We start from the raw sequence: 14,824 nt of genomic DNA on the forward strand, positions 1-14,824 counted from the left end.
TCCTCTCGTCCTCCGAACCCCGCCCTATGTGCGGGGTTTTGTGATGTTGTGGAACCGTTTCGGCAAGATCCGCCCGTCTACGTGGCCTCGGTCACGGGCCCGTGCTGGGCGACGAGGACCCGCCAGCGGATGAAGTGCGAACCGGTGCACGTCCACCGCGGCCCGCGTCGGGACCACTGGCGGCCGGTCCGGTCGTTGACGGCCTGGACCCCCTGCGGCGCCTGGAAGCTGCCGGGCCCGTCAGGACGCCAGGTGCGGGCGGAGGCCATCAGCGGTCACCCGCCGGCATCAGCTCGAGCGCGCGGGCGTGCTGCGCTTCGAGCTCGGCAAGCGCCGCCGCCGGCCGTCGGTCCTTCTCCGCCTCGGCGCGCAGGAGCGGCAGTCCGGAGGTGATGGAGGCGAGGGCCTCCGCCCGGGTGGCGGGGCGGCCCTCGGCGTACCAACGGGTCTCGATTGGGTCGCCGACCGTCCACAGCCGCAGGTGGGGCTGCAGGCGCCAGGTACGGGAGACCCACACCAGGGCGACGCCCGGGTTTCGGCGGAGCATGATCCCGTCCGGCTCGACCGTGTTGTCCGGCAGCTGGCTGTCGCGGCGGCGCATGTCGGGTGTGGTGAGGAAGGGGCAGGCGCGGGCGGCGTAGTCGGCGCAGTCCCGGTGCGACGGCGGCTCGGGGCTGACTCGGTTGATCGCGCACATGGGGCCGATCACGAAGGCCGCGTTCGCGCCGAGGGGTTCGCCGCACAGCCAGCAGGCGCGGAAGCGGATCGCGTCGTCGAGCTTCCCAGCGCCGATGACACGGAAGTCGGGCATGCCGTCGATCCAGGCGACGAACCACGGCACGGGGTAGCCAGCGTGGTTGCGGGGCAGGCGGGCGATCCGAGGCGGCGGGGTGGGCAGGGTGCGGGGCATGAGGGGGTCCGTTCCGCTGGAGTTGCCGGATCAGTAGGGGTGTCGTGCGCCGCGGGACCGGAAGGTGACGCCGGCTTCGACGAGGAGTTGGTGGATACAGCCGTAGGAGCGGCCGGTGCGGGTGGCGATGGCGCGGATGCTGTGGTTGGCGCGGTAGAGGTCGGCGAATTCGGCGGCGACGATGCGGCGGTCTTCGCCGGTGAGGGCCTCGTTTCTGGCCATGTGGGTCTCCTTGCTGGGAGGGGCGCCGGGCCCCGCGGAGGGGGGAAGGGGGCCCGGCGCCCGGGGCGGCCGCACCAGGGGGAGGGGCGCGGCCGGTCGGGGGTGGTCAGAGGGCGTTGGCCATGACCCTGGCCAGGCGGGACATGAAGGCGATGCGGGCCTGGTCGTCGAGGCCGGGGCTGAAGGCGCAGTGCAGGCGGACGAGGGGCTTGTCGTCGCCGTCGACGGTGAGCGTGTGGTCCTCGGGTTCGAGCCCGTCGGCGCCGAGGTCGATGGCCCACTTCGACACGTCAGCCGCGCCGTTGATGAGGCCGTGGATCTTCCGCTGCGCCTCGTTGAACTGGTCCTCGTCGAGCAGTTCGTCCCAGTGGGGGGCCTCGGCGCCGTCGGCCTCCTCGGGCGGCAGCAGGCTCTCGATCTCGGTGTCCTGCATCTGCTCGCCGACGCACATGAACTCGGGGTCCTCGGTGGCGATGTAGTGCTGGCGGGCGGCCTCGGTACGGAGGTCGTGGTCGGTGTACGGGCGTTCGTGGGTCGGGGTGTCGGTCACTGTGTTCTCCTGGTGGCGGGTGCCCCGGCCGATTCGCGCGGCCGGGGCGCTCGGGCGGTCTACCTGCTGGGGTTCTTACGGATCCACGCGGACGGGTCACCGGCCCGTACCAGGTCCCTGAGGCGCGGCGAGATCAGCGCGCGGATCTCCTGACGGGCGGGCACCGTGAACCACTCGCCGGTCCCGGGGTTGTGGGCCTGGCGTTCGGGCTTCTGGACGGCGTGCCAGCTACCGAAGTTGGTGATGGTCACGCTGTGTCCGGCGGCCAGCGCGCGCGTGATCGTGTTGAGGACGGCATCCACGGCGCGGCGGCCCTCGCGCTGGGAGACACCGAGGTCCGCGGCGACGGCCTCGGCGAGGCCGGCCTTGTTGAGAGGGCCCGTGGGCTGGGCGGCAGCGGTCATGTGGCGTGTGCTCCTTGAGGGTTGGCCGACGGTTATGGCCGGTAGTGGTCGATGGTTCGGCGGCTGACGCCGTACTCCAGGGCGAGGGCAGCGACGGTCTCGCCGTCGGCGAGGCGTTGCGTGATCGCGTCGCGCTGCTGCGGAGTGAGCTTCGGCTGCCGGTAGTGGCTGGGCCTCCACGAGCGGAAGGCGTTGTTCCAGCCGCGTTGCGTCTCGCTGGCCATCAGTTGGGCTCCGTGGAGCTGGGGGTGTGGGGTGCGGTGCAGTTGGAGACGGTTCCGCGGGGCCGGAAGACGATGTCCGCCTCGGTGAGGAGGTTGCGGGTGGTGGAGTACGGGCGGTCGATCTGCGTGGAGACGCAGCGGATGGTGTGGCCGGCCTTGTACAGCTCGGTGGCCTTCGCGCTGGCCTTGATGCGTTCGTCGCCACGGAACGGGCGGTCCGTACGTCGGTGGGTCACGCTTGTGCTCCTTGAGGGCTGGCCGAGCAGCGGGTGCGGTGTTCGTCTTCGATGTGGGCGGCGAAGTGGGCGACTTGGTCTCCGGACGCGGCCTCGGTTTGGTGGCAGGCGGGGCAGAGGTAGTCGGCGGTCGGGATGCGGATCCATCCGCCGCGGCCGTCCGGCTGGCCCGGATCGAGACGGATCCCCGGCGCCGGCCGGTGACCGACGGCGGCCTGCGCGGCCCGGTAAGCCGCAGGGCTGGACCGCCTCTTGCCAGAGGCCACGGCCCGGTCGTCGAACACCCGCGAGTCGGACAGGGGCGATGGCGTCGACCACGCCCGCGCCGGCATGCCCGGCCCGGGCGGTGTCTCCGGCTTCCCGGCGAGCGCGTTCGGGGTGTGCGCCGGACAACGCAGGCCGCTCAAGTAGTTGCGGACGTTGTCGGTGCCGTGGCAGTACCGCTGCTCCGCGCCCACCCAGTGCCCGCAGCGAGGCGTGTTGTCCTCGAGGCGGCCGCTCATGATCCGGCCCCCGCTCCGGCGAGCTGCCCGACGGCCGCCGTGACCGCCGCCGTGCAGCTGTCGCACAGTTCCTCACCGCACGCCTCGTGAGCAAGCGCGCCGGACGGACTGCCACACCCCTCGGCCGGCAGGCTGTCCAGCGGCACGAGTTCCGTACCGGCCGGGGCCTCCTCCGCGGCGGCCAGGCGCTCCAGCGCGCCTGCGTCACGCTCCCGTTCGTCGCTGATGTGCTGCGGGTGCGCACACCGGTCCACGCCGCACTCGGTCTGCACCCGCCCGGTCGGGAGGTGGCCGCGGTCGGCGGCGAAAGCGATCTGCCGGTAGGTGTAGCCGCGGCCGCCCAGCGAGGCGCCGTCCTTCCCGGTCCAGAGGATGTGCCCGTCGTCGGTGGGGGCGGTGCACTCGTCGCGGATGCTTTGGAAAGTGCGCGGCCCGTTCCCACGCGGGCTGGCGGGGGTCATGGCCTCGGCGGTCAGGTCCCGGGGCCGGCGGGCCCGCCGCTTCATCGCGCGGCGCTCGTCCTCGCTGAGTCCACCCCATACGCCAGCCTCTTGGCCGGTCTCCAACGCCCACTGCAGGCAAATTTCGACGACCGGGCAGCGACGGCAGACGGCCTTGGCCTCCTGGATGACGAGTTCCCAGGGGCCGCTGCTGCCGTTCGGGAAGAACAGCTCGGGATCTTCCTCACCGCAGGCGGCCGAGTCGCGCCAGTCGGCGCCCTGCTCGTAGTCCGGCACCGATCCGCTGTAGTGGCTCATGCCGCCACCGCCTTCCGCGCCGCGGCGTACGCGGTCTTGCAAGGCGGGCAGACGGGCAGGATGTTGTGCCGCCGGTGGGCGGCTGGGCCCTGCGGTGTGCCGCACTGGCCGGTCCAGTCAGGGAACGCGGCCGGGTCGTCGATCGTGTCGTCGTCCCACGCACCGGGCGGAGCCCACTGGAGCTCGGCCGCGTACCTGCGAGCGCGGGCGATGCCGCCGGGACTGGCACCGTGCTCCTCCGGGTCGACGTTCCACAGGTCGTCGTACATGCCCCGTATGGCGAGGGCCCGGCGAACGAGGACATGCTCGCGGCCGAGCATCTGGGCGAAGTTGCCCGGCAGCATGCCGAGGTGGGTGGCAAGGTGCTGCTGGGGCCAGCCGACGGCGACGAGCGCGTGGGCGCGGCGCCGGGTGCCGAGAGGGCTGATCAGCGTGTTCGGGGCGAGGTTCTCCAGCGTCGGCTCGACGGCCAGGACCGCGGCGGCGAGCACGGGGCGGACCTTTTCCTGCGGGCCGGTGCCGCGCTCCGGGCGGCCGGAGAGGACCGCCTGGAGTCGCTGCCGGTCGACGTTCGCGGCGGCGGCGATGGTGCGCAGCCCCATGCCGCAGTCCTGCAGGTACCGGATGTGGACGCGGACGGGTTCGGCGTCGACGTAGGGGTGCCAGCGGCCGTAGGCCAGGAGACGCTCCCGCTCGTTGTGCGCCTGCCGGTTTGCCTCCCTGCACCGTGTGCACCGGCACTTCTCCATGACGTACTTGGCGCGGGTGCCGTGGTCGCGGTCGCTGTCCGGCGCCACATAGCTCGGCAGCGTGGCGTAGTAGTCGGGCAGGGCGAGCGCTCGGCGCGTGTCGCCGACTTTGACCGGGTGGACGCCGGTGCGGCGGGAGACCTCCGCGTTGGAGAGGCCCTCGCGAAGCAGCCCAGCGACGTCCTCACGGATCTTCATCGGGTCACCTCCTTGAGGTTGGGCCAGGTGACCTTGACCAGCCGCTCGCGCTGCGCCTTCGGCAACTCGAACTCCGGCGTGCCACAGGCCTCGAGGCCGGCCGCGCGGAGCCACCAGGCGTCGCACTGGTTGTCGTCGGCGAACTCCCGGCCGGCCCGCTTGTACGCGGCCATGGCCATGGCGGTCTTGTCAGCGGATGTGCTGCCGGTGGCGTACGCCTTGAGCGTGGTCGGGTTGACCATCACGTACGGGGTGTCGAAGTCGAGCAGCCGCAGCCGCACCGCGCCGTGGACCATGTGGATGGCCTTGATCGCAGGGCCCTTGAGGCCGGGCGGGGCCTCCTCCATGACGACGAGATCGACCGCGTCGCCGCAGCCGTCGGCGCTCTCGCCGAGGGCCAGGCCGACCTCGTTGACGATGGTCTGCAGGCGGTGGTCGCCGTCCTTGGAGTTGGTCTTGATCGTCCGTGTGGTGCCGTCGGGCAGGCAGATGCCGGTGGCGGTCATGGACAGGTCGAGGCCGAGGACTCGCACGAGCCGGGGCCCGGCCGCCGCGGGGGCGGCCGGGGCCTCGGAGGTGAAGAGGGTGGGCGTGCTGGTCACGCCTGCTCTCCCTTCTGCTGTTCATCGCGGACCGCGCGGCGCAGCCGGTCGAGGCCAGCGGCAAGGTCCGGGTCGGTGGCGATGGGGTCGTTGAGGCGCGCGGTGGCCTCGTCGTAGGCGGGCATGGCCCAGAGGAGTTCGCATGCGTCGCGGTCGGCGAGGTTGATGCCGGGCTCGGTGTCCATCACCGCCGGCCGGGGCCGCGGGGTCTGGCGGGGGCCGGTGAGGCAGACGGCCACGATCAGCCCGGCCGCTACAACCCCGATCGAAGCGAGAACCAGGCCGTTCATGCGACGCCTCCCGCGAGGACCGGCGTCAGGCACTCGCCGCAGGTCCAGCCCGTCTTGTGGAGCATCCCGGCGGTCGCCTTGGCGCAGTTCGGGCAGTCGTCCCATGCCTGCGCGACGACCGCACCATGCGGCGGCGCCGGGGCGGCCTGCGACGACGAGCTGCTCGAGGCCTCGGCCTGTGCACGCTGCTTGGGCGCGGCCGGCGCCCGGTGGCGGCCGCGGTACGGTTGCGGCCAGTTCCGGGCGACCATCACCGAGCCCACCCCGACCGCGGCGCCAGCCCCAACCAGGGCAGTGATGAACTGGCTCACGACGTGGGCTCCTTCCGCGTCTGGCGGTCGTTCCGGGTGTGCTGCCAGTGCCGGCCGTTGTCCACGCGCGGGTCGTTGAGGCCGAGGGCGTCGTCGAGCTGGTCCTGGAGCCGGTCGGCACGGTGCTTCTCCGCCCTGTACGCGGCGAGGATGCGGATACCGACGCGCTTGAGCCGGCCGATGCGGCGCTCAAGGCTGGCCGCGTACTCGGGGTCGGACTCGCCCAGGGCGTTGTTGCGGCGGCCGAGTTCGAGGACCCGGCCCTTGAGACGCCGGTTGGCGGCGTCGGCCTCGGCGAACTGGCGGGCCGCGACTTGCTGCGCGGCACGGAACGCCGCCCGCTCGGCGCGCGCCTCGTCCCGCTCGACACGGAACTGGTCAGCGCGAGCGCGGGCGTCGGCGAGTTCCTGCTCGTGACGGCGGCGGGTGATCAGACCGAACATCACTCGCTCTCCTTCCGGGGCGCCGGGATGAGCGGCCAAGAGCCGTCGATGACCTTGTTCGGGTCGCCGCCACGCTCCGGCGGCGCGCTGCGGAAGTACGCCTGCAGATCCGCAGACTGGGCGGCCCGCCACTCCTGCTGAGCCGAAAACAACTCGGCCGGCCCGTAGTTGTTGAGCTGCGGGTACCGCTCGAACTGCGCCTCCGCGATCAGCAGCGCGGCCAGCGCGTCGGCCTCCGCGGTGTGCCAGTCCTCGAGCTGGACGCCGTACCGCTCGGCGGTGGGCTTGAGCTTCCGCTGGCCGGAGCCCTTCACCCACCGGTCGACCTGCTTGTCGATCACGTGGGGGTCGATCAGCGGCAGCGGGTGCAGGCCCACCCGCTCCTCGACCGTCGCCAGACCGTGGCGGGCCAAGTCGTGGTGCAGGATCGTCCAGTCGAACGACTGGTTGAACGCCACGATCGGCATTCCCCACTCGACGGCCCGCGCGAGATTCGTCGCGAGCTCGTCCAGCGCCACCTTCGGATCGGTGCCTTCGGCCTGGGCCTTGGCGTCGGTGATCCCGTGCACCGCGGTCGCGGCCTCGGGAATGGCCACCTGCGGGTTGACGAGCCACGAGAAGTCGCGGTCCGGCCGGCCACCGCCGCGGACGACGATCGCCGCGGTGACGATCCGGTCCGTGAGCGGGTCAGGGCCCGTTGACTCGGTGTCCCAGGAGAGCCGGCGGATCTCTGTGAACTTCACGCCACCTCACCCGCCTTCAGCGCAGCGAGGAACTGCTCCAACCGTGCGACCGTGGCGGTGGAGGGGTGCAGACCGCCGTGGCGGCGCGCGAACGCCGTCTCCAGCTGCTCGGTGGTCATCCCGAGCGGACCGGCAGCGGCCATGATCTGGAACCACACAGCCTGGGCAGCGGCCGGGTCCGGCGCGTCCTCGACGATCTCGGCGTCGTGGACAACCTCGTCGACCTGCTCCTGCGAGGCGTCGCCGTAGTCGGCCGGGTTGAGTTGCCGCTCCACGTCGTCCGGGTGCGGTCGGTCTTGGTCCGGCTGCTCGGGCTGTTTCTCCTCGGGCTCCTTGACGGCCGCGCCCAGCGCAGAGGCACGGGCCTTCAGCACAGCCGCCAGGTCGTCGTCGAGGTGCCCGGCCTGGTTCGCCTGGGTCCACAGCTTCCCGACGTCTTCGGCGGTCTTGGCCACCGCGGCGAGCGCCGCGTAATCCGGCCGGCCGCTGGCGATCGCCACACGCTCCGGGCCCGACGCCACCGCCTGCTGCCCGCCGGTGATGGTGCCCGCCATCAGCGCCGCCGGGGTGATCTCCACATCCAGCGTCGGCACCATGAACCGGGCCGGACCCTCATCGCGCTGGACGAGCTTCTCCTCCATCCCGAGCCAGCCGTCCACGTAACCGCCGGCCTGCGACAGCAGCTCAGCCGCAGGCGGCAGGGTGACCGCGGCGTAGAAGCCCTTCGAGATCAGCAGCCACTGGCCGAGTGCGGGGACGTCGCGGAGCATGACGTTCACGCGGGTGGTGATGGCGCACTGCCGGTCGTCGGGGTCGCAGATGCAGGGCCGGTCCTTCTTGTGCTCGGTGACGCCGTCGCAGCGGCGCATGCACTTGGAGCCCTGGTACAGCTCGTACCACTGCGAGACGGCGTCGCGCGGCGGGATGAGGACGGGGAGCCGGTTGGCCTGCGAGTAGACCTCGTACTCGGAGGGTCCGCCGTTGGCGGGGGTCCAGGGCTTGACCTCTCCGCCGTAGAGCGCCGCGACCTGGGTGAGGATCTCCCGCGAGGGGCTGGTGAAGCGGAACTTGTCGAGCTTGGCCGGGCGGGTGTACGCCTTGCCCTGCTTCGTGGTGCCGGCCACGACGTGGCCGATCCGGATTTCGCCGAGCTGCCGCATGCGGCGCTGCAGGTCGATGATGGGCATCAGGCTGCCCTCTCTTCGGTGAGGGTGGGGAGGGTGAGGGCAGGGCGGATGACCTGCTTGGACAGGCCAGACGTCCACTCGGCGTTCCGCTTGACGGTCAGGAAGGCGTCGAACACGGCGTCGTCGGCCACGGCGGGGATCAGCCGGTAGCCCTCTGGCCGCAGGTGCAGGACCACGCCGGCCCAGAACGTCTCGGGCATCGGAACCTTCGTGCCATCCCGAAGCCACGCGACCTTCGCCTTGCGGTACGCGGACATCTGGAGCGAGGCCTCGGGGTAGACGCCCTTAACGTCCAGCTCGCCGCCGGTCTTGGTGTCGCCCATGAGGACCGTGTCCGCCGGTACGTCGGTGTCGAGGTAAGCGGCGAGCGCGGCGGCGATCAGCGGGGAGCGGAGCAGGTAGTCGAGGGTTCCGGCGTAGCCGTCCTCTTCGTTACCGACGACCATCTCGGAGGCCTCGAACTCGACCTGCCACTCCTCGACGAAGGCGAGGAAGTGGTCGAGGTACGGGGTCAGGTTGGGGTCGGTGAGCAGCTCCTCCGGCATCGGAGTGCCGAGCACCTTCGCTTCGATCAGCTTGTGGACGGCGGTACCGACGTCGCCCCGCTCGTCCTTCTTGCGGGTGTGGGCACGGCGCAGCCAGTCGTACGCCTCGGTGCGCTGATCCGGGTTCAGACTGCTGCTCACCAGGTAGGGCAGGTTGTCCATCGCCGTCTCGGCGGTGATGTTCCCAGCCCAGAAGGTGAGGGCGTCGCCCTTGCAGCAGCCCTGTTCGAGGATGGTGGTGACGCGGCGGAGCTTGAGGTCGGTGCCCTTGACGCGGTACCAGCCCTGCGAGGGTTTGGGGATGCGGTCGGTGCCGGTCGGTTCGCTCTTCTTCTTGGAGGAGCGGCGGCCGGCGGCCGGGGCCTGAGCCCCGGCACGCGCGGTGGTCGTCATCAGGCGGTGCCCCCGTTCAGTCCGGCGAGGGCGTCGGCCCATGCCGCGTCGGGGTCCCGGCCGGAGCCCCAGACGGCGTTGCCGTACGCCTCCTGGTGGCGGGCGGCGATCCTGCGGGCGCCTTCTGGCCCGGCCTGCACCTCGCCGCGTGCGATCTGTCCGAGCACCCGGTCGCAGTCCCGCCCGGGCGGGATCTGCGTCGACGGCGGCGTGGCCGGCCGCTCGTCGAGGACCGGGACGGCCGTGGTGTGGCCGACGTAGCGGGCGAAGACGAGGGTGTACAACTCGGTGCCCTCAACGCGGGCCTCGAAGGACCCGGCCGGCTGGTACATGGGCGCCTGGTAGGCCGTCTGGATACGGCGGACCGCGTCCTCCGCGCTCTTGGCGGAGGGGTACTCGCCGACCTCGCCCCAGACACCGAGCTGGCTGCGGAGTCGGGCCGCGACCTCGGCGTGACGGATGTAGGGGCGCTTCACCGGGCGGCTCATGACCGGCCGTCCGTCTCGATCGCGCGCAGGATGCCCAGACGCATCGCGATGGTCACCGCATGCGCCGCGTTCCGGGCGCCGAGCGCCTTGTATAGACGCAGTTTGTGGGTCCTGACGGTGTGCGCGGTGACGCTGAGGCGCTTGCCCGTCTCCGTGGAGCTCTCGCCGTTGGCGATGCCGACAAGGACGGCGTACATCTGCCTGGTCAGCGCCCTACGCGGCTGGTGGCCGCCGTCCGCCCGCTCAGCAACCCGGCTCGCGAGGAGCTCGACGTGCTTGACGGTGAGGGGCAGGTTGAGTTCGTCGGCAGCGGTGGCGATCTGCTGCCGCAGGTCGTGGGTGGTGATCATTGGTTCCCCGTGCTGGTGGTCAGGAGGTAGGTGGTCCGGTCGTCGGCGCCGACGGTCGCGGTGAGGAGCCCGGCCCGGGCGAAGCTCCGCAGGTCTTTGCGTGCGGTGTTCCGGCGGGTGGTCGGCCAGGGCGAGTCGGCCATCAGCTGCTCGGCCCGGGCCGTGGTCACCGGCCGGCCACTGGCTCTTATGGCGGCGAGCAGGTACGAGCGGCGGGTAAGCAGGTCAGACACGACGGCCTCCCCGGCCCGAGAGCGTGTAGTAGGTGACACCGGTCTTGACATGCCGGTGCAGGAGGCCAGCAGTGCGCAGGGCCCTCAGATCGCCGGATGCGGTGCCCTGGCTGACGGCGCCATAGCCGAGCTGCTGGTAGAGGCGGGTGGCGCGCCCGGTCTTCCATCGGCCGCCCTCGGCACGGATCGCCTTCAGGAGCGCGGCACGGCGCCGCCGGGCGATGACCGCAGCGTCCAGGGCCCGGATCGGCATCCGGCCGTACGCGGCGTCGACGGGGTCGAGGTCATGCCGGTCCGGGCTGCCGAGCGGCAGCAGCTGGCGCGTCTCGTCGAGGGCCGCGAGCCGCTGCCGGGTGACGAGGAGCTCCACGAGCCGCGAGATCCGCAGATCCGGGCGCCCGTTGATCGAGTGGACGACTGCGCTCATCAGCGCTCACCGTCCTCGGTGACGTCGGTGTGGCCGACGTGCTTGTGGACGTCCCAGTCGTCCTCGCCGTAGGCGTAGGGCTCCCAGCTCCCGTTGAAGGACCGCCAGCCGAGCGCGGTGCGCTCCCCGTCCTCGGGGTGGGTGGTGATGGTGTCGCAGCGGAACTGCCAGTCGTACTGGGGGAACTCGCTGTCGGCGTATGTGTGGCCGGGCTGGAAGAAGTCGGGGGTGGCGTCGGCCTCGCGGCTGCTCTTCCCCTTCGCCTCCTCGCGGGCTTTGACGTCGGTGGCGGCGTGCCGGTGGAGCCGCTCGCGCACCTGATTCAGGTCCGCGTCGTCGGGGCGGACATCGGCGCGGAGGGCGCGGACGAGCTGCCGGTACGTGGCCAGCTCGCCCGGGTACGCCTCGGCGGCGTCGACCGGCGCGGGCTCCTCACCGGCCACGTGCCGCAGGTCCTTGATGACCTCGTTCACCGTGCGGCTGTCGCCGTAGAGCGAGGCGCGAGACGCCAGCCGGTCCGCGAACTTCCGCAGCTCCTCGTCGCGGTAGGCATGCGCCAGCCGGTACGCCTCGATCGCGTCGAGCCGCATGGACAGCGCGACGTGCAGTGCCAGGGCGGCCCTCATGCGGCAGCACCACCCTCGCGGCGCTGCGCCGGGATCGTCACGGCCGGCACCGAGGACGCAGCCCGCATCCGGTCCGCCAGCCGCGCCAGCGCCTTACCACGCACCGGCACCTCGTAGCCGATCCGCTCGGCCAGCCGCTCCATCAGCAACTGCTCCGGCTCCCACCCGTCGTGCTCACGGGACACGGCCCGGTCGTCGACGATCTCCAGGAACAGGGCGTGCGCGTCGGGGTCGTCGGCGAGGGTCTCGACGACGTAGGTGAGGTACTCCTCCAGGTCGAGCAGCAGCCCGTCCGGGAGGCGTCGGGTGTAGAGGGGCATCGGGCCGGTGACGGCCGGGCGGCGGAACAGCCGGTGCCAGGTGAGGCGGATGCGGTTCATCGGGTGGCCTCCGGGGTGACGGTGAGGAGCGTGTAGAGGGCGGCCAACGTGAGCGCGAAGTCCCGTGCGGCGTAGCGGGCGTTGACGACCTCGACCAGCAGCCGGGCGCCAGCGTCGGTCTCCAGCAGTCGGCGCGGGTCGAAGTCGCACGGGTCGGCGTCGAGGAGGAACAGCCAGAGGCCGAGTGCGGCGGCGGTGATGGTGGTGCTGAGGCAGAAGGCAGCGGCCCATTCGGTGGGGGTGGCGGCGTGCATCACTCGTCACCGTCCGGGTCGTACGCGGAAGCGACCTCCAGCGGCGTCACCACGTAGCCGGTGCGCCAGGTGCGCCCGCAGTCGAAGCCGCGCGGGGTGACGTGCGCGAACAGCTCGCCCTCGCCGTCTTCCGGCTGGTCGACGGTGTCCTCGTCCTCACGCCACCAGAGCGACACCTTCGTGCTCTCGGCGTACTCGCGGCGCAGCTCGGTCTCGCAGTGCTTCCGGGCCTCGGCGGCCGTGGTGTACAGGCCCATCACGATCGAGTCGTGCGCCGCCCGGAACACCGTGCCCTGCGCGGCCTCCAGCTCGGCGACCCGAGCCCGCAGCTCCTCTGCCTGCCGCTCCGCAGCCCTACGCGCGAGCTGCGAACCGATGATGGCGAACAGCATGTTCTGCAGCGCTTCCTGGCCCTCGCGGGCCCGAGCGGCGTATCGATCTGCCGCGCTGCCGGTGGCCACGGCCCGGGTGCGGGCCAGGCGCCAGGCGATGCGCCGGCGTTCGCTGCGCTGCTCGGAGACGGTGAGCTGAGCCCGCAGCTGCTCCAGCTCCTGCGCACCGCCCTCCGGAACCAGCATCCCCAGCCCAAGCAGGGTGGCCGCGGCCTGCGAGCCGATCTCCTCCGACGACAGCGTCCACGCCGCCCACAAGTGCTTCCTGGCCTGCGCCAGCAACTCCTCGCGCGTCACACCGCACCGCCCGCCTCGGCCAGAGCCGGGATGCCCCGCTCGGACCGGAACTCGGCGATCGCCTTCTCGCAGCAGACCGGCTCACCCTCGACCGTGTGCTCGTCCTGCGCGTTGGCCGGGTCGGCCGCCTCCTCGGCGGTCAGCACCTCCCAGCCCAAGTCGCAGTGCGAGCACACGTGCGTCTCCGTGCAGACGACCCGGCCGGACTTCACGTGCGGCTTGCGCAGCAGTTCGGCGAGCATCTCCTCGCAGCGGCGCCGGTAGTCGCCCTCGACGTCCCGGCTTGCGAGGGTGTCGCTCATGGAGACCCAGGCGAGGTCACCGAGGCGGCGCGGCGCAATCGTGATCTCGAACGGGTCGCCGTCGAGGGTGCCGATGAGGTCGGGGTCGAGACCGGCGAACCCGAGGGCGCTGATCGGGATGCGGGTGGCGCGGGGCGCGATCTCGATGATCACGCGCCAGTCGTCGCGGTACGTCTTCTTCACGCGGCACCCACCGCCTCAGCGATCTCGTGCATGACCTGCTCACCCGTCGGCAGCACCACCGACAGATGCACCGGCACGACCGGGAACTTCGGCGAGTCCGTCCACGTCTCCGTGTGCAGCGTCCACACCGTCTGACCCGACGGCAGGTCCACCGTGGTGATCGACCCGCCCTGCACGTACAGCCACTCGCCCAGGACGTCGATGTCCGTCGCCGTGGCCAGCACGCTGGTCTCCGTCGCCCGCACCGCGACGTGCGCCTCCGGCAGCTCCTTGTAGGAGCACGTGGACCGGAACGAGAACTCGTTCCGCTCACGCAGGGCCTGCGCCTCGTAGAACGCGGAGCGTTCGCTCAGCGGGTGGACGGTAATCTGTGTGCCCATCGGGGCCTCTTTCTGTGTGTAGGGGTCGCCGAGTCGTGGGGTCGCCAGGCCGGTCAAAGCGGGCGGCCCTTCGGCGCGTTCAGGGGGTCAGCGGGAGGCGAGCGCCGGCTTGGCGGCCGGGCGGCGGCGCTGACGGGGCATCGAGCGGCCCGTGCGCGGGTCGCCGGCCGAGCGGGCGGCATGGATCGCGGTCCGCTGCTCGCGGTCCGTGACGATGCGGCCGCGGTTGCCGTTACGCCCGCACAGGCAGGGGTTCTTGCGCAGGAAGCGGCGCAGCCACGAGACGGAGCACTTGAGGACATAGGCCGTCTCCTGGACGGTCATGAACTCCTGCTTCGGGTCCTCGGGCGGGACGGGAACGCCGTAGCGCTCATAGGCCCTGGTGGCCATGGGGTCATTTCCTCTCGGGAGGGTCCTCGGCGGGACGCGACTGGTGGCGCAGGCGTGAGTCGGCGACGTTGAGGGCTTCGCGGAGGCGCAGATACGTCTTGGGCTTCATCTGTCTGCGGGAGCCCTTTTCGAGGTGGCTGACGTAGCGGCGGCTGATTCCCGCCCGCTGCGCCAGCTCCTCCTGTGTGAGCCCCGCTTCCATGCGCTCATCGCGAATGGCCTCCCCGTCGACCTCGTAGGTCGGGGGTTGGTGCATACCGAGACGCTAGCCTTAGTTAGCCTCATTGTCTAGCTCTGGTTAGCCGAGGATTGGGCGAGGTCGCCTGGCTTGGGTAGCCGAAGCTAGCCTGACCTGGGTAAAAATGAGTCTTTGCTTCGCCGGAACTAGGCGAGAACTGGGCGGCCCTGCGAAACTGTCGACATGACTACACGGGATCTCGGCCGCCTCGGCGACCACGTCAAGGCGCACCGCGTGCAGCTGTACTCGTCGCGCCTCAAGGCCGCACAGGCCGTAGGGATCTCCAAGGACACCTGGCAGCGAGTTGAAGATGGGCTCACCGTCCAGGAAGTCACCTGGGCCAAAGTTGAGCGAGCTCTCGGGTGGGCTGCCGGCAGTTGTGCTGTCGTCGCTGAGGGCGGGGAGCCTGTGCTCGTCGACCGCGCGGACGGCACTGCGGCGGCCGGAGCGCGGCGCCAGTTGAGCGAGGAGGCGGTGAGGCGGGCGGCGTTCGAGGCGGCCCGGGCGAAGTTGCCCTCGGCCCCGATCGGTGACATTGATGCGTTCAGTGATGAACTTGTGGAGGTTCTGCGAAGGTCTGGTGATCTTTGATAGGGAGCCTGATCTGCGGGAAGCG

29 protein-coding genes and 1 pseudogene are annotated in these 14,824 nt (G+C 71.4%); 1 reads left to right on the forward strand and 29 read right to left on the reverse strand.

Annotated elements, in window-relative coordinates; all coding sequences use genetic code 11:
* Positions 1 to 77 precede the first annotated feature (77 nt).
* The 29 genes and pseudogenes from ACWEK3_RS09455 to ACWEK3_RS09595 all read right to left on the reverse strand — a co-directional run bounded on the left by ACWEK3_RS09455 (position 78) and on the right by ACWEK3_RS09595 (position 14,226).
* Positions 78 to 269 (reverse strand): hypothetical protein, encoded by a 192-nt coding sequence (locus tag ACWEK3_RS09455; RefSeq protein WP_453249378.1) that lies wholly within the window; start codon positions 267 to 269, stop codon positions 78 to 80.
* Positions 269 to 910, reverse strand: a complete 642-nt coding sequence (locus ACWEK3_RS09460; RefSeq protein ID WP_453249379.1) for a hypothetical protein — start codon at positions 908 to 910, stop codon at positions 269 to 271. The genes ACWEK3_RS09455 and ACWEK3_RS09460 overlap by 1 nt, the downstream gene beginning before the upstream one ends.
* 30 nt (positions 911 to 940) lie before the next feature.
* Positions 941 to 1,132 carry a helix-turn-helix domain-containing protein gene (locus tag ACWEK3_RS09465; RefSeq protein WP_453249380.1) on the reverse strand — a complete coding sequence of 64 codons (192 nt, stop codon included), beginning with the start codon at positions 1,130 to 1,132 and terminating at the stop codon, positions 941 to 943.
* A gap of 106 nt (positions 1,133 to 1,238) precedes the next feature.
* Entirely contained in the window at positions 1,239 to 1,682 is a 444-nt protein-coding gene (locus tag ACWEK3_RS09470; protein WP_453249381.1) for a hypothetical protein, read from the reverse strand.
* Between the two features lie 59 nt (positions 1,683 to 1,741).
* Complete coding sequence (locus ACWEK3_RS09475; RefSeq protein ID WP_453249382.1) at positions 1,742 to 2,086, reverse strand: HU family DNA-binding protein; 345 nt, start codon at positions 2,084 to 2,086, stop codon at positions 1,742 to 1,744.
* A gap of 32 nt (positions 2,087 to 2,118) precedes the next feature.
* Positions 2,119 to 2,310: a helix-turn-helix domain-containing protein gene (locus ACWEK3_RS09480; protein ID WP_453249383.1), complete on the reverse strand. Its 192-nt coding sequence runs from the start codon at positions 2,308 to 2,310 to the stop codon at positions 2,119 to 2,121.
* Positions 2,310 to 2,546, reverse strand: coding sequence for a helix-turn-helix domain-containing protein (locus ACWEK3_RS09485; protein ID WP_453249384.1), 237 nt, complete (start codon positions 2,544 to 2,546; stop codon positions 2,310 to 2,312). Before ACWEK3_RS09485 ends, ACWEK3_RS09480 begins: the two co-directional genes overlap by 1 nt.
* Positions 2,543 to 3,049: a hypothetical protein gene (locus tag ACWEK3_RS09490; protein ID WP_453249385.1), complete on the reverse strand. Its 507-nt coding sequence runs from the start codon at positions 3,047 to 3,049 to the stop codon at positions 2,543 to 2,545. The genes ACWEK3_RS09485 and ACWEK3_RS09490 overlap by 4 nt, the downstream gene beginning before the upstream one ends.
* 461 nt (positions 3,050 to 3,510) lie before the next feature.
* Positions 3,511 to 3,807, reverse strand: a pseudogene (locus ACWEK3_RS09495) (WhiB family transcriptional regulator); the annotation flags it as partial.
* Complete coding sequence (locus ACWEK3_RS09500; protein WP_453249386.1) at positions 3,804 to 4,754, reverse strand: hypothetical protein; 951 nt, start codon at positions 4,752 to 4,754, stop codon at positions 3,804 to 3,806. The gene ACWEK3_RS09500 and the pseudogene ACWEK3_RS09495, both read right to left, overlap by 4 nt.
* Positions 4,751 to 5,356, reverse strand: coding sequence for a Holliday junction endonuclease (locus ACWEK3_RS09505; RefSeq protein ID WP_453249387.1), 606 nt, complete (start codon positions 5,354 to 5,356; stop codon positions 4,751 to 4,753). The genes ACWEK3_RS09500 and ACWEK3_RS09505 overlap by 4 nt, the downstream gene beginning before the upstream one ends.
* Positions 5,353 to 5,646: a hypothetical protein gene (locus tag ACWEK3_RS09510; protein WP_453249388.1), complete on the reverse strand. Its 294-nt coding sequence runs from the start codon at positions 5,644 to 5,646 to the stop codon at positions 5,353 to 5,355. The genes ACWEK3_RS09505 and ACWEK3_RS09510 overlap by 4 nt, the downstream gene beginning before the upstream one ends.
* Positions 5,643 to 5,957, reverse strand: a complete 315-nt coding sequence (locus ACWEK3_RS09515; RefSeq protein WP_453249389.1) for a hypothetical protein — start codon at positions 5,955 to 5,957, stop codon at positions 5,643 to 5,645. The genes ACWEK3_RS09510 and ACWEK3_RS09515 overlap by 4 nt, the downstream gene beginning before the upstream one ends.
* Entirely contained in the window at positions 5,954 to 6,400 is a 447-nt protein-coding gene (locus ACWEK3_RS09520) for a hypothetical protein (protein ID WP_453249390.1), read from the reverse strand. Before ACWEK3_RS09520 ends, ACWEK3_RS09515 begins: the two co-directional genes overlap by 4 nt.
* Complete coding sequence (locus tag ACWEK3_RS09525; protein WP_453249391.1) at positions 6,400 to 7,143, reverse strand: exonuclease domain-containing protein; 744 nt, start codon at positions 7,141 to 7,143, stop codon at positions 6,400 to 6,402. The genes ACWEK3_RS09520 and ACWEK3_RS09525 overlap by 1 nt, the downstream gene beginning before the upstream one ends.
* Entirely contained in the window at positions 7,140 to 8,330 is a 1,191-nt protein-coding gene (locus ACWEK3_RS09530) for a recombination directionality factor (protein WP_453249392.1), read from the reverse strand. The genes ACWEK3_RS09525 and ACWEK3_RS09530 overlap by 4 nt, the downstream gene beginning before the upstream one ends.
* Positions 8,330 to 9,268: a hypothetical protein gene (locus tag ACWEK3_RS09535; protein WP_453249393.1), complete on the reverse strand. Its 939-nt coding sequence runs from the start codon at positions 9,266 to 9,268 to the stop codon at positions 8,330 to 8,332. The genes ACWEK3_RS09530 and ACWEK3_RS09535 overlap by 1 nt, the downstream gene beginning before the upstream one ends.
* Complete coding sequence (locus tag ACWEK3_RS09540; RefSeq protein WP_453249394.1) at positions 9,268 to 9,756, reverse strand: hypothetical protein; 489 nt, start codon at positions 9,754 to 9,756, stop codon at positions 9,268 to 9,270. Before ACWEK3_RS09540 ends, ACWEK3_RS09535 begins: the two co-directional genes overlap by 1 nt.
* On the reverse strand, positions 9,753 to 10,106 hold the full coding sequence (locus ACWEK3_RS09545; RefSeq protein WP_453249395.1) for a response regulator transcription factor: 354 nt from the start codon (positions 10,104 to 10,106) through the stop codon (positions 9,753 to 9,755). The genes ACWEK3_RS09540 and ACWEK3_RS09545 overlap by 4 nt, the downstream gene beginning before the upstream one ends.
* On the reverse strand, positions 10,103 to 10,339 hold the full coding sequence (locus ACWEK3_RS09550) for a hypothetical protein (RefSeq protein ID WP_453249396.1): 237 nt from the start codon (positions 10,337 to 10,339) through the stop codon (positions 10,103 to 10,105). Before ACWEK3_RS09550 ends, ACWEK3_RS09545 begins: the two co-directional genes overlap by 4 nt.
* Positions 10,332 to 10,766: a hypothetical protein gene (locus ACWEK3_RS09555; protein ID WP_453249397.1), complete on the reverse strand. Its 435-nt coding sequence runs from the start codon at positions 10,764 to 10,766 to the stop codon at positions 10,332 to 10,334. Before ACWEK3_RS09555 ends, ACWEK3_RS09550 begins: the two co-directional genes overlap by 8 nt.
* On the reverse strand, positions 10,766 to 11,392 hold the full coding sequence (locus ACWEK3_RS09560; RefSeq protein WP_453249398.1) for a hypothetical protein: 627 nt from the start codon (positions 11,390 to 11,392) through the stop codon (positions 10,766 to 10,768). The genes ACWEK3_RS09555 and ACWEK3_RS09560 overlap by 1 nt, the downstream gene beginning before the upstream one ends.
* Positions 11,389 to 11,772: a hypothetical protein gene (locus ACWEK3_RS09565; RefSeq protein WP_453249399.1), complete on the reverse strand. Its 384-nt coding sequence runs from the start codon at positions 11,770 to 11,772 to the stop codon at positions 11,389 to 11,391. The genes ACWEK3_RS09560 and ACWEK3_RS09565 overlap by 4 nt, the downstream gene beginning before the upstream one ends.
* Complete coding sequence (locus tag ACWEK3_RS09570) at positions 11,769 to 12,026, reverse strand: hypothetical protein (protein WP_453249400.1); 258 nt, start codon at positions 12,024 to 12,026, stop codon at positions 11,769 to 11,771. The genes ACWEK3_RS09565 and ACWEK3_RS09570 overlap by 4 nt, the downstream gene beginning before the upstream one ends.
* Positions 12,026 to 12,715, reverse strand: a complete 690-nt coding sequence (locus tag ACWEK3_RS09575) for a hypothetical protein (protein WP_453249401.1) — start codon at positions 12,713 to 12,715, stop codon at positions 12,026 to 12,028. The genes ACWEK3_RS09570 and ACWEK3_RS09575 overlap by 1 nt, the downstream gene beginning before the upstream one ends.
* Complete coding sequence (locus tag ACWEK3_RS09580) at positions 12,712 to 13,200, reverse strand: hypothetical protein (protein WP_453249402.1); 489 nt, start codon at positions 13,198 to 13,200, stop codon at positions 12,712 to 12,714. Before ACWEK3_RS09580 ends, ACWEK3_RS09575 begins: the two co-directional genes overlap by 4 nt.
* Positions 13,197 to 13,580: a hypothetical protein gene (locus ACWEK3_RS09585; protein WP_453249403.1), complete on the reverse strand. Its 384-nt coding sequence runs from the start codon at positions 13,578 to 13,580 to the stop codon at positions 13,197 to 13,199. The genes ACWEK3_RS09580 and ACWEK3_RS09585 overlap by 4 nt, the downstream gene beginning before the upstream one ends.
* An 87-nt stretch (positions 13,581 to 13,667) precedes the next feature.
* Positions 13,668 to 13,970, reverse strand: coding sequence for a DNA-binding protein (locus ACWEK3_RS09590; protein ID WP_453249404.1), 303 nt, complete (start codon positions 13,968 to 13,970; stop codon positions 13,668 to 13,670).
* 4 nt (positions 13,971 to 13,974) lie between these two features.
* Positions 13,975 to 14,226, reverse strand: coding sequence for a helix-turn-helix domain-containing protein (locus ACWEK3_RS09595; protein ID WP_384079317.1), 252 nt, complete (start codon positions 14,224 to 14,226; stop codon positions 13,975 to 13,977).
* A 165-nt stretch (positions 14,227 to 14,391) separates the two neighbouring features.
* Between ACWEK3_RS09595 and ACWEK3_RS09600 the strand changes: the two genes are divergently transcribed.
* Entirely contained in the window at positions 14,392 to 14,799 is a 408-nt protein-coding gene (locus ACWEK3_RS09600) for a hypothetical protein (RefSeq protein WP_453249405.1), read from the forward strand.
* Positions 14,800 to 14,824 lie beyond the last annotated feature (25 nt).

This window comes from Streptomyces sp. NPDC004721, assembly GCF_053601495.1.

Excerpts from the sequence above, each read along its gene's own strand:
- ACWEK3_RS09455 (WP_453249378.1), bottom strand. The coding sequence starts at position 269 with ATGGCCTCCGCCCGCACCTGGCGTCCTGACGGGCCCGGCAGCTTCCAG.
- ACWEK3_RS09600 (WP_453249405.1), top strand. The coding sequence starts at position 14,392 with ATGACTACACGGGATCTCGGCCGCCTCGGCGACCACGTCAAGGCGCAC.
- ACWEK3_RS09595 (WP_384079317.1), bottom strand. The coding sequence starts at position 14,226 with ATGCACCAACCCCCGACCTACGAGGTCGACGGGGAGGCCATTCGCGAT.
- ACWEK3_RS09490 (WP_453249385.1), bottom strand. The coding sequence starts at position 3,049 with ATGAGCGGCCGCCTCGAGGACAACACGCCTCGCTGCGGGCACTGGGTG.
- ACWEK3_RS09545 (WP_453249395.1), bottom strand. The coding sequence starts at position 10,106 with ATGATCACCACCCACGACCTGCGGCAGCAGATCGCCACCGCTGCCGAC.
- ACWEK3_RS09480 (WP_453249383.1), bottom strand. The coding sequence starts at position 2,310 with ATGGCCAGCGAGACGCAACGCGGCTGGAACAACGCCTTCCGCTCGTGG.
- ACWEK3_RS09565 (WP_453249399.1), bottom strand. The coding sequence starts at position 11,772 with ATGAACCGCATCCGCCTCACCTGGCACCGGCTGTTCCGCCGCCCGGCC.
- ACWEK3_RS09540 (WP_453249394.1), bottom strand. The coding sequence starts at position 9,756 with ATGAGCCGCCCGGTGAAGCGCCCCTACATCCGTCACGCCGAGGTCGCG.
- ACWEK3_RS09510 (WP_453249388.1), bottom strand. The coding sequence starts at position 5,646 with ATGAACGGCCTGGTTCTCGCTTCGATCGGGGTTGTAGCGGCCGGGCTG.
- ACWEK3_RS09500 (WP_453249386.1), bottom strand. The coding sequence starts at position 4,754 with ATGAAGATCCGTGAGGACGTCGCTGGGCTGCTTCGCGAGGGCCTCTCC.
- ACWEK3_RS09465 (WP_453249380.1), bottom strand. The coding sequence starts at position 1,132 with ATGGCCAGAAACGAGGCCCTCACCGGCGAAGACCGCCGCATCGTCGCC.
- ACWEK3_RS09590 (WP_453249404.1), bottom strand. The coding sequence starts at position 13,970 with ATGGCCACCAGGGCCTATGAGCGCTACGGCGTTCCCGTCCCGCCCGAG.
- ACWEK3_RS09530 (WP_453249392.1), bottom strand. The coding sequence starts at position 8,330 with ATGCCCATCATCGACCTGCAGCGCCGCATGCGGCAGCTCGGCGAAATC.
- ACWEK3_RS09535 (WP_453249393.1), bottom strand. The coding sequence starts at position 9,268 with ATGACGACCACCGCGCGTGCCGGGGCTCAGGCCCCGGCCGCCGGCCGC.
- ACWEK3_RS09460 (WP_453249379.1), bottom strand. The coding sequence starts at position 910 with ATGCCCCGCACCCTGCCCACCCCGCCGCCTCGGATCGCCCGCCTGCCC.
- ACWEK3_RS09475 (WP_453249382.1), bottom strand. The coding sequence starts at position 2,086 with ATGACCGCTGCCGCCCAGCCCACGGGCCCTCTCAACAAGGCCGGCCTC.
- ACWEK3_RS09585 (WP_453249403.1), bottom strand. The coding sequence starts at position 13,580 with ATGGGCACACAGATTACCGTCCACCCGCTGAGCGAACGCTCCGCGTTC.
- ACWEK3_RS09560 (WP_453249398.1), bottom strand. The coding sequence starts at position 11,392 with ATGAGGGCCGCCCTGGCACTGCACGTCGCGCTGTCCATGCGGCTCGAC.
- ACWEK3_RS09570 (WP_453249400.1), bottom strand. The coding sequence starts at position 12,026 with ATGCACGCCGCCACCCCCACCGAATGGGCCGCTGCCTTCTGCCTCAGC.
- ACWEK3_RS09520 (WP_453249390.1), bottom strand. The coding sequence starts at position 6,400 with ATGTTCGGTCTGATCACCCGCCGCCGTCACGAGCAGGAACTCGCCGAC.
- ACWEK3_RS09555 (WP_453249397.1), bottom strand. The coding sequence starts at position 10,766 with ATGAGCGCAGTCGTCCACTCGATCAACGGGCGCCCGGATCTGCGGATC.